Annotated in this window: 1 protein-coding gene; it reads left to right on the plus strand. The window is 66.2% G+C overall.

Annotated features, from left to right (window positions below; translation table 11 throughout):
* A partial coding sequence (locus tag DAI20_RS19440) for a YqhA family protein (protein WP_108252885.1) occupies window positions 1–390 on the plus strand: 390 nt, incomplete at its 5' end.
* Between the last annotated feature and the right edge of the window lie 331 nt (window positions 391–721).

The following is a 721-nucleotide window of genomic DNA, read 5'->3' on the forward strand; positions in this document are numbered from 1 at the left end:
ATGGTGATCGTCGGTGGCTACGAAACCTTCGTCTCGCGCCTGCGCCTGGAAGGCCACCCGGACCAGCCGGAATGGCTGAGCCACGTCAATGCCAGCGTGCTGAAGGTGAAGCTGGCGATGGCGATCATCGGCATCTCCTCGATCCACCTGCTGAAGACCTTCATCGCCAGCGGTGCGCTGGGCGGTATTCCGCTGTGCACGCCGGAGCAGATGAGCGTGGCCGCGGCCAACATCGGTGTCGCTCGCTGCTCGATGCTGACCCAGGACGGTGTGCTGTGGCAGACCATCATCCACTGCGTGTTCATCCTGTCGGCGATCGGCATTGCCTGGACCGACAAGCTGATGTCCAACAGCCACAGCAGGTCGCACGACAAGGCGCACGACCACTGAGGTCGGCGCCACCAGCGGCTTGACCGCCGCTGCGCCGTCCCGGCCCCTGCCCCTTGTACGCGGCGGTGGCCGGGATGCTAGATTGCACCCTCGCCGTTGCCGGCGGTGGCGTCGGGAAACGTCATCGTTCCGCGCCCGGACCACAGGTCCCGGCCATGCGTATCAATGATTTACGTCACGTCGTCTTCTAGAGGGGAGCAGGATGTCGCACGTCTCAACGATCACCGCCGCGCGCCGGTGGCTGCCGGTTGCTTTGGCACTGGCGCTGGCCGCCTGCTCGGGAAAGGAAGAATCTGCAGCACCGGCCCCGGCCGCCGCACCCGCCACCGCT

The sequence above is a fragment of the Planctomonas deserti genome, from assembly GCF_003067705.1.
In the GTDB taxonomy this organism is placed as follows: Bacteria; Actinomycetota; Actinomycetes; order Actinomycetales; family Microbacteriaceae; genus Planctomonas; species Planctomonas deserti.